Annotated in this window: 8 protein-coding genes and 1 pseudogene; 6 read left to right on the top strand and 3 right to left on the bottom strand. The window is 73.4% G+C overall.

All coding sequences use genetic code 11. The features are described from left to right. Positions 1 to 174: 174 nt before the first annotated feature. The 3 genes from ACFU7Y_RS33510 (at position 175) to ACFU7Y_RS33520 (ending at position 3,739) form a co-directional block, all read left to right on the top strand. Positions 175 to 648, top strand: coding sequence for a hypothetical protein (locus tag ACFU7Y_RS33510; protein ID WP_380770629.1), 474 nt, complete (start codon positions 175 to 177; stop codon positions 646 to 648). After that, entirely contained in the window at positions 645 to 2,222 is a 1,578-nt protein-coding gene (locus tag ACFU7Y_RS33515; protein ID WP_224284969.1) for a multicopper oxidase domain-containing protein, read from the top strand. Before ACFU7Y_RS33510 ends, ACFU7Y_RS33515 begins: the two co-directional genes overlap by 4 nt. Positions 2,223 to 2,380: 158 nt before the next feature. Beyond that, a complete protein-coding gene (locus ACFU7Y_RS33520) occupies positions 2,381 to 3,739 on the top strand; it encodes a DUF2252 domain-containing protein (RefSeq protein ID WP_380770630.1) in 1,359 nt (452 codons plus the stop codon). A 53-nt stretch (positions 3,740 to 3,792) separates the two neighbouring features. Here ACFU7Y_RS33520 and ACFU7Y_RS33525 read toward each other — a convergent pair whose 3' ends face one another. Then, a complete protein-coding gene (locus ACFU7Y_RS33525; RefSeq protein WP_380770631.1) occupies positions 3,793 to 4,941 on the bottom strand; it encodes a Cmx/CmrA family chloramphenicol efflux MFS transporter in 1,149 nt (382 codons plus the stop codon). A gap of 267 nt (positions 4,942 to 5,208) precedes the next feature. On the opposite strand from ACFU7Y_RS33525, the gene ACFU7Y_RS33530 reads away from it, so the two are divergent. From ACFU7Y_RS33530 to ACFU7Y_RS33540, 3 genes are all read left to right on the top strand, one after another. Then, positions 5,209 to 5,751 (top strand): GNAT family N-acetyltransferase, encoded by a 543-nt coding sequence (locus ACFU7Y_RS33530; protein ID WP_224284369.1) that lies wholly within the window; start codon positions 5,209 to 5,211, stop codon positions 5,749 to 5,751. A gap of 30 nt (positions 5,752 to 5,781) precedes the next feature. Beyond that, entirely contained in the window at positions 5,782 to 6,267 is a 486-nt protein-coding gene (locus tag ACFU7Y_RS33535) for a hypothetical protein (RefSeq protein WP_224284370.1), read from the top strand. A gap of 529 nt (positions 6,268 to 6,796) precedes the next feature. Next, on the top strand, positions 6,797 to 7,345 hold the full coding sequence (locus ACFU7Y_RS33540) for a YceI family protein (RefSeq protein ID WP_224284371.1): 549 nt from the start codon (positions 6,797 to 6,799) through the stop codon (positions 7,343 to 7,345). On the opposite strand, the pseudogene ACFU7Y_RS33545 reads toward ACFU7Y_RS33540, so the two are convergent. Both ACFU7Y_RS33545 and ACFU7Y_RS33550 read right to left on the bottom strand, forming a co-directional pair. After that, positions 7,287 to 7,736: pseudogene (locus tag ACFU7Y_RS33545) on the bottom strand (hypothetical protein); the annotation flags it as partial. The gene ACFU7Y_RS33540 and the pseudogene ACFU7Y_RS33545 sit on opposite strands and share 59 nt — an antisense overlap. A 221-nt stretch (positions 7,737 to 7,957) precedes the next feature. Beyond that, the coding region (locus ACFU7Y_RS33550; RefSeq protein WP_380770632.1) for a diacylglycerol kinase at positions 7,958 to 8,760 on the bottom strand (803 nt) is incomplete at its 5' end.

Here is an 8,760-nt window from a genome sequence, read left to right on the forward strand (position 1 = left end):
CAGCCCTTGAGGATGGCTCAAGGGCACGCCTCCTTCGCGTGAGAACGGTGCCTCAGGCGGGGATCATCGGGGTCATTGAGTGGTCCAACAATCTTTATTAGGGCTGATCTTGATGTCGGATCAGCTACGCTCTCGCCCGCCCCGCTCGACCGTCGACGCAGAGAGTAGCCCGACATGAGCAGTCCTCCTGCCGCCCCCGCGCCCCGCTGGCCGCTGATTCTGCTGCGCACCTCCACCACCCTGCTGGCCCTGCTGTCGCTGCTCCAGGTCATGCTGGCCGGCAGCTTCCTGAACGGCACCTACGACTCCCTGAAGGACCACGAGGGCAACGCGATGATGCTGGCCACCGTGGTGGTGGTCCAGCTGGCGGTGGCCGTCGCCGTCCGGCGGCCCGGCCGGGGCCCGCTCTGGCCGCTGTGGACCACGGCCCTGCTCACCGTCGCCGTCGTCGGCCAGATCACCGCCGGCTACGCCCGGGCGCTCGGCGTGCACGTCACGCTCGGCGTGCTGCTGGTCAGCGGCGTGCTGTTCGGCCTGGCCGGCGCCTGGCGGATGCCGCTGCCGGCCCGGGACGCACTGGCCGCCGGCGGTCCGGACGGCACCGGACGGCTGCCGCGCCCCGGCGGGCCGGTCGAGGTGCCCCGGTGAACCGGCGCCGGTTCCTGGGCATCGGCGCCTCCGTCCTCGGCGCGGGCGCCCTGGCCGCCGTCGCCGTCCCCTCCGCCGCCCGGCTGCTGGCGGAGGGCCGCCCCGGGCGGCTGCTGAGCAGCGAACTCGACCTGCCGGAGGCCTTCCGGGCCCCTCTGCCGGTGCCGGCCGTGCTGTCACCGGTGCGCACCGACGGGACCAGCGACTACTACGAGATCACCCAGCAGGCCGCCACGTTGGAGATCCTGCCCGGGGTGAGGACCGAGGCCTGGACGTACGGGGGCAGCTTCCCGGGGCCGACCGTGGTCACCCGCACCGGGCGGGCGGCGGTGGTCAAGCACCGCAACGAGCTGCCGGTGCCCTCGGTGACGCACCTGCACGGCGGGCACACCCCGGCGGACAGCGACGGCTACCCGGTGGACCTGCTGCTGCCGGTGGGGTCGTCGGCGGACGCAGCCCATGCCATGGCGGGCATGGCGGGCATGGCGGGCATGGACCATGCGGCGGCCCGCACCGCCGTCGGCGAGCGCACGTACACCTATCCCGGCAGGCAACGCGCCGCCACCCTCTGGTACCACGACCACCGGATGGGCTTCACCGGCCCCGGCGTCTGGCGCGGACTGGCCGGCTTCCACCTCGTGCACGACGACGAGGAGGCCGCGCTGCCGCTGCCGCGCGGCGAGCGGGACCTGCCGCTGATGATCGCCGACCGCTCCTTCGCCGCCGACGGTTCCTTCCGCTACCCCGCCGTCGACCCCCGGCTCGCCGAGCCGGGCGTCACCGACGCCTACGCCAACGGCGTGCTCGGCGACGTGATCCTGGTCAACGGCGCGCCCTGGCCGCGGCTGGACGTCGACCGGGTCCGCTACCGGCTGCGGCTGCTCAACGCCTCCAACGCCCGGCTCTACCGGCTGGAGTTGGACCCGCAGCCGGCCGGCGGTGGCGCACTGGTCCAGATCGGCTCCGACGGCGGCCTGCTCGCCGCCCCGATCCGGCACGACGGGATCGAGATCGCGCCCGCCGAACGCTTCGACGTCGTGGTCGACTTCTCCCGCTACGCGCCCGGCACCCGGGTCCGGCTGGTCAACCGCTTCGGCACCGGCCGGACCGCCGAGGTGATGCGCTTCGACGTCACCGCGAAGCAACCGACCGACGACGCGACGGTGCCCGACCGGCTCGCCACCGTCGAGGCCCTGGACGCCTCCGCCGCCGTCACCACCCGCGAGTTCACCTTCCGGCGCAGCCGCGGCGACGGCTGGACCGTCAACGGCCGCCCGTACCAGCCCGGCCGGAGCGTCGCCACGCCCGCCCTCGGCGCGGTCGAGCGCTGGCGCTTCTCCACCGACCTGCACCACCCGGTGCACGTCCACCTGGACCACTTCCAGGTGATCGGCCGCAACGGCGCGGACCCGGGCCCGTACGACGCGGGGTGGAAGGACACCGTGGACCTGCGCCCGGCCGAGGCGGTGGAGGTGCTGGTGCGCTTCACCGACTACGCGGGGGCGTACATGCTGCACTGCCACAACCTGGAGCACGAGGACATGGCGATGATGGCGGACTTCACCGTGCGATGAGTCCGCCGTGCGATGAGTCCGCTGTCCGGCGATCCGGCCGGTTCCGAGCCGCCCGGTTCACCCGGACGGCGGAGTGCCGGAGGGCGTGCGCTGCGCCCTCCGGCACTCCTGCCCTAGCGTCGCGGGAAGAAGGACCCGCCGACGGACGGAGCCGCCGCATGACCACCCTCGCCGAACGCCGCCGGCGCGGCCGGGCCGCCCGGGAGCGCGTCTCCCGCTCCGCCCACGGCCGGTGGATCCCCGCCGCCGAACGGCCGGACCCGCTCGACGTGCTGGAACGGCAGGGCGAGGACCGGGTCGCCCGGCTGCTGCCGATCCGCTACGGGCGGATGGCGGAGAGCCCGTTCGCCTACCTGCGCGGCGCCGCCGCCGTACTGGCGGCCGACCTCGGGGCCCTCCCCGACACCGGCCTCACCGTCCAACTCTGCGGCGACGCCCACCTGTTGAACTTCGGCGTGTACGCCTCGCCGGAGCGCGCGCTGCTCTTCGACGTCAACGACTTCGACGAGACCTTCCCCGGCCCCTTCGAATGGGACGTCAAACGGCTCGCCGCCAGCGTCGCCGTCGCCGCCCGGGACAACGGCCAGGACGAGCGCCGGGCGCGCCGGGCCGCGCTCGCCGCCGTCCGGGCGTACGCGGGCGGCATGCGGCGACTGGCCGGGATGGGCGAACTCGACGTCTGGTACGCCCGGGTGGACACCGTCGACCTGCCGGCGCTGCTGCGCAAGCCCGGGCAGCGCAGGCAGGCCGAGGCAAGCCTCGCCCGCGCCCGGCGCCGCACCAGCCTCCAGGCCTTCGGCAAGCTCACCGAGGAACGGGACGGCCAGCGCCGGATCATCAGCGCGCCGCCACTGATCGAACCGTTGAAACCGGCCGAACTGCGCGCCATCGGCAAGGTGTTCAGCGACTACCGGTCGACCCTCGCGGAGGACCGCCGGGTGCTGATGGACCGCTACCGCTTCGTCGACGCGGCGACCAAGGTGGTCGGCGTGGGCAGCGTCGGCACCCGCTGCTACATCGTGCTGCTGGAAGGCCGGGACGGCCGCGACCCGCTGTTCCTCCAGCTGAAGGAGGCCGGCCGGTCGGTGCTGGAGGAGCACCTGCCGCCGGTGCGGGTGGACGCCGAGGTGGCCGTCCACCACGGCGGCCGCCGGGTGGTCACCGGGCAGCACCTGATGCAGGCCGCCAGCGACATCTTCCTCGGCTGGACCACCGGCCCCGCCGGGCGGCACTACTACGGCCGCCAACTGCGCGACATGAAGGGCTCGACGGACATCGCCGACCTCACCCCCTCCGGCCTGTGCGCCTACGCCGACCTCTGCGGCCGCACCCTCGCCCGTGCCCACGCCCGCACCGGCGACCGCCTGGCCATCGCCGGCTACCTCGGCCGCGCGGACACCTTCGCCGAGGCCGTCGCCGACTTCGCCCTGCGCTACGCGGACCGTACGGCGGCGGACCACGGCGAGCTGGTGGCGGCGATCGCGGACGGCCGGGTGACGGCGACCCAGGGGGTGTGAGCCGCCGGGGTCGCCGGCCCGGGTGCAAGCCGGGGCTCGGGCCGGGGCCGTGGTCAGCCGGCCCCGGGCCGGATCGCGGCGATCGGCAGCGCCGCGGCGACCAGCAGGCCCCCGGCGAAGAACGGGCCGAGGTCGCCGGCCGCCGTGCCGAGGGCGGCGGCGGCCAGTAGCGGGCCCGCGGTGGCGCCGAGGTTGAGCGCGGCGGTCGCGTAGGCGCCGGCCAGGGCGGGAGCGCCGGCCGCCTCGTACAGCACCCGGGTGATCAGCGTGCCGCCGACCGCGAACGACAGCGCGCCCAGCAGGAACACCAGCGGAAGCAGCGCGCCCGGCCGGCCCGCCAGGACGGCCAGGGAGGGCCAGCCCACCAGCAGCAGCGGGCCGCCGACGGCGAGGACCAGGCCGGGGCGCCGGTCCGCGAGCCGCCCGGCGACGGTGACCCCGGTGAACGACCCGGCGCCGAACAGCACCAGTGCGACCGGCACCCACAGCTCGCCCAGCCCGGCGCGGCCGGTCACCACGGGGGCGAGGAAGGTGAACCCGCCGAAGGTCGCCGCGTTCACCAGCGCGGCGAGCAGCATCGCGCGGAGCAGCCGCGGGCGGCGCAGCTCGGCGAACTCCGTGCGCAGGGCCGTCGTTGAGGATCGGCCGACCGAAGTAACAACGGCCGGCAGGCCCTTGGCGATGCCGACGGCGGCGGGCAGGCAGAGCAGTGCGACGGCCCAGAACGCGGCGCGCCACCCGAACAGCGCGCCCAGCACCGCCCCGCCCGGGACACCGGCCACCGTCGCCACCGTCGTCCCCGACAGCAGCACGGCGAGCGCCCGACCCTTCCGGTCCGCGGGGACGAGTGCGGCGGCGGTGGTCAGGGCCACCGCCAGGAACCCGGCGTCGGCGAGCGCGGCCACCACCCGGGTGGCGAACAGCACCGGAAAGCTCGCGGTGAGCGCCCCGACGGCGTGCGCGGCAGCGAAGACCAAGACGAACCCGAGCAGGCTGCCTCGCCCCGGCCGGTTGCGGACGAGCACGGCCATCAGCGGCGCGCCGACGGCCATCCCGACCGCGAAGGCCGAGGTGAGCCCGCCGGCCGTACCGACGGTGACGCCGAGGTCGGCGGCCAGGCCGGGCAGCAGCCCGGCGAGCATGAACTCCGAGGTGCCCATGGCGAACACGGCCAGGGCGAGCAGGTAGAGCGGAAGGGGCATCGAGAGGCTCCGAGGAGGGCGGTGGGAACGAGGAACGGACGTCTCGTCACCGCACGCTCAGCCCCCGGGCGGCGCAGGCGTGGCGCTCGCTCGGACCTCGGTGGTTCAGGGTTCCGGGTTTCTGGGGGCTGACGGCGCGTGACCGAAAGCCCCCACCCTGGATGCCTCAGGGCTCGACATGCCCGCAGGCTACCCGACCGTCCGCCGTCGAGGCACCCGGTAGTTTTTCGGTTGCCCCGGCGGCCCGGCTGCCGTTGGGTGGGGCGCATGGACGAACTGCGCACCGAACGCCTGCTGATCCGCCGCTGGCGGGAGTCCGATCTCGCCCCGTGGGCGGCGATGAACGCCGACCCGGAGGTCCGCGAGCACCTCGGCGGCATCCTCACCCGCGAGCGGAGCGACGCCTCGGTGGCGCGCTTCGAGGCGGCGATCGACCGCCGCGGGTACGGCTGGATGGCCGTCGAGGTGCGGGGGAGCGGCGAGTTCGCGGGCTTCGTGGGCCTGGACGACGTCGAGGAGAAGGACCCGGTCGACGGCGTCGAGATCGGCTGGCGCCTGGCCCGCTCCGCCTGGGGCCACGGCTACGCCACGGAGGCGGCCCGCGCCGTCCTCGGGTACGGCTTCGACACCCTCGGCCTGTCCGAGGTCCTCGCCATCACCACCGCCGGCAACCTGCGCTCCCAGGCCGTGATGCGCCGCCTCGGTATGACCCACGACCCGGCCGGGGACTTCGACGACCCGACCGTTCCGGAGGGGCCGCTGCGCCGGAACGTGATCTTCCGGCTGGTCCGGGAGGAGTACGCCGTCTAGGGTGCCCCGCAAGGGGGTTGGGCGAATCGGATGAGAGCCGGCGGGATCCTGGCCGCCGTCGCGCTGCTGCCGCCGGCCGTGGCCGCGGTGGGTCGGCTGGAGTCCCGCCGCGGCGGGTTGGCGACGGCGGTCGGGGGCGTCGGGCTGCTGTTCGCGGCCGGGGGCTGCGCCCTCCAACTGCTGGACCTGGGCGTGCCGGTCCGCCGGGAGACCCGCACGAGCGCCCCGGGCCGGGCGGACCACGTCCTGACCGTGGTCAACCGCGGCGAATCGGAGCAGGAGGGCAACACCTTCCACATCGGCCTGGAGACCGGGACCGGCCTCTCGGCCCGCCGATGGACCGTCTTCACCGTCCGGCAGGGGTTCCCGGGGCAGGGCGAGTTCGTCCCGGCGCAGTGGCCCGACGCCGACCACATTCGCATCACCACCGACGCCGGCTACCGCGTCTTCACCATCGATCCCGGCATCGGCGAACCGACCCTCACCGAGAGCGTCGGTGTCGTTCGGTCCGCCTAGTACTGCAACCGCATCTGCGTGACGGATGTGGTGTTGGGCTCGTTGGTATGTCTGTGTGCTGATGAGCTGATGGTCGAGCAGGTCGAGTCGCACCTCGGGTAGGACGATTTGCATTTCGGGGCTCGGCGCCCCGCAGTGCGGCGGGACACCGAGCGGGTCCTATCGAATCTCCCTACCCAGAGCTGGAGTCGGTGGCCTATTCGCGGCCGCTTCGAGACAGCCTCGGGGCGCCGACGGCGGCACCTCCATCGCCGACGGCTCCGAGCGACGGGTCGTCGCAGCTGACCGTGATGGACTGCACCAATCTCCAAATCGCCAGGCAACTGCGCATCAACGCAAGTAGGGTGGAGCAGCGCCTGACACGCGTGTGCCGGAACTCGACGTCAAACGCCGAAGAGACCTTCCCGTGGGCCTGCGCAACGACGGAACCACGACCGGGCGGACCGGCCCCGGAGGCCTCTGACACGCAGCACTCCCCAGCCGTCCTCGCCCCCACCGCGGAACCGACTGCCCCTCCCTAAGGATTCATGTGCCGCACACCTCGGACGACCGACCGACCACCCTTGCAGTCGGCACCTACACCATCGATGCCGGACGCAGCACGATCGCCTTCACCACGCGCCACTTCTTCGGCCTGGGCGCCGTGCGTGGAACGTTCGACCTTACCTCGGGGCAGGTGCACGTCGCCGCCGAGCCCACGCAGTCGTCGGCCACGGCTGTCATCGATGCCGACAGCTTCTCGACCGACAGCGGTACCCGCGACAGGGTCGTGCGCTCACCCAAGTACCTGGGCACAGCCGCACACCCCCACATGACCTTCGCCTCGAACGCCGTCCAGTCCACGGACACCGGGTACGTCCTGCGCGGAGAACTGACCGTCAAAGCCACCACGCGGCCCATCGAACTTACCGTCGAGCGGCCGGAATTCACAGCCGATGGAATCCGGTTCCGCGCCACCACCAGAATCGACAGGTACGCATTCGGTATTACCGTCGACAAAGGCATGACCGCCCGTCACCTCACCCTTTCCCTCGACATTCTCGCCGTGCCCGCCGTAGGCGGCATCCCCGGCGACTAGTACTGCTGCAACCGCATCTGGGGGATCTGGCCTCGGCGTTTGTCGTGGGATCGGCGGGCTCGGGCCCGGCTGCGTTGTCGGAAGCGTGACCAGCGGAGACGGCGCTCGGTGGTCCGGTGACGAGGCCTGACGAGGTGGCCCATGAGCCGGCGGATCTCCGGGACGTTCCGGGATATGAGCTCGTGCTCGTCGTCGGTGTCGCCCCCCTTTGTCGCTTCCTGGGCGCGGAGGGCGTCAGGTAGGTCAGTGCCGCCATGGCCAGGGTGATGTGCCGGTACCAGGCCCGGTAGAGGCGGACCTGGTGGTGGTCCAGGCCGCACTCGTTCTTCGCGACCTGGAACGATTCCTCGATGGCCCATCGCGCGGCGGCCACCTCGACCAGGTCTTTCAGGCGAGTGCCGACAGGGCCGTAGCAGACGTAGGAGGCGATCTCGGTGGGGTCCCTGAGCGACCTGCGGGCGAGGACCCAGTGGCTGTGCTGCGGGCGCTGTGCCCGTGGCTCTCGATGACCAGCCTCAACGTGTCCACCGCGACGGGTGCCGGTTGCATGGTGGTCCGACCCCTCCCGTTCCCGTGGTCCGGCCCGTCGGACCGGACCACGGCATCAGCGCGTCACGGCACCAGCACCCGCAGGGCGTCCTTCGCCACCGTGACCTCAACCGGGAGCCGGGTGATGAACTCCCCGTCGGCGTAGGCCGTGATGCCGGGGGACTCGATCCGCACGGACTCGGTGCGCAGCGTGGTGACCTCCGGGTGGGTGACGTGGGTGCCCTTGAAGAGGGTCGGGAAGAACCGGGCGATGCGCAGCCGGGGCATGGCGTCGACGAGGGTGAGGTCGAGCAGGCCGTCGTCGGGGAGCGCGCTCGGGCAGATCAGCATGCCGCCGCCGTAGCTGCGGGTGTTGCCGACGGCGGCCAGGGTCAGGTCGCGTTCGATGACGGTGCCGTCGGCAAGGGTGATGCGGAACGGCAGCGGGCGCAGGTTGGCGAACTCGGCGACGATGGCGAGGTTGTAGCGCATCCGGCCGCGCGGCCAGCGCAGCCGGTTGGCGCGGTCGCTGACCAGTGAGTCGAAGCCGGTGGCGAGGACGGAGCCGTACCAGCGGACGGCTCCGTCCGGGCCGGTGATCCGGCCGAGGTCGACGCTGCGGGTGCGCCCGGCGGCGATGACGTCGGCGGCGGCCTCGGGGTCGCCGAGCGGAAGGCCGTACTCGCGGGCGTGGTCGTTGCCGGTGCCGGCCGGTATCACGCCGAGCGGGACGGGCGTGCCGGCCAGGGCCTGGAGGGCGAGGTTGATCATGCCGTCGCCGCCGACCACGGCCACCGCGTCCACCCCGTCGGCCGCCGCCTCGCGGGCGAGGCGGACGGCGTCCTCGGGGGAGCGCCCGGCGTGCGGTTCGACCTGGATGCCGAGGG

The organism is Kitasatospora sp. NPDC057542, assembly GCF_042801945.1.
GTDB lineage: Bacteria > Actinomycetota > Actinomycetes > Streptomycetales > Streptomycetaceae > Kitasatospora.

Excerpts from the sequence above, each read along its gene's own strand:
- ACFU7Y_RS33510 (WP_380770629.1), top strand. The coding sequence starts at position 175 with ATGAGCAGTCCTCCTGCCGCCCCCGCGCCCCGCTGGCCGCTGATTCTG.
- ACFU7Y_RS33520 (WP_380770630.1), top strand. The coding sequence starts at position 2,381 with ATGACCACCCTCGCCGAACGCCGCCGGCGCGGCCGGGCCGCCCGGGAG.
- ACFU7Y_RS33525 (WP_380770631.1), bottom strand. The coding sequence starts at position 4,941 with ATGCCCCTTCCGCTCTACCTGCTCGCCCTGGCCGTGTTCGCCATGGGC.
- ACFU7Y_RS33530 (WP_224284369.1), top strand. The coding sequence starts at position 5,209 with ATGGACGAACTGCGCACCGAACGCCTGCTGATCCGCCGCTGGCGGGAG.
- ACFU7Y_RS33535 (WP_224284370.1), top strand. The coding sequence starts at position 5,782 with ATGAGAGCCGGCGGGATCCTGGCCGCCGTCGCGCTGCTGCCGCCGGCC.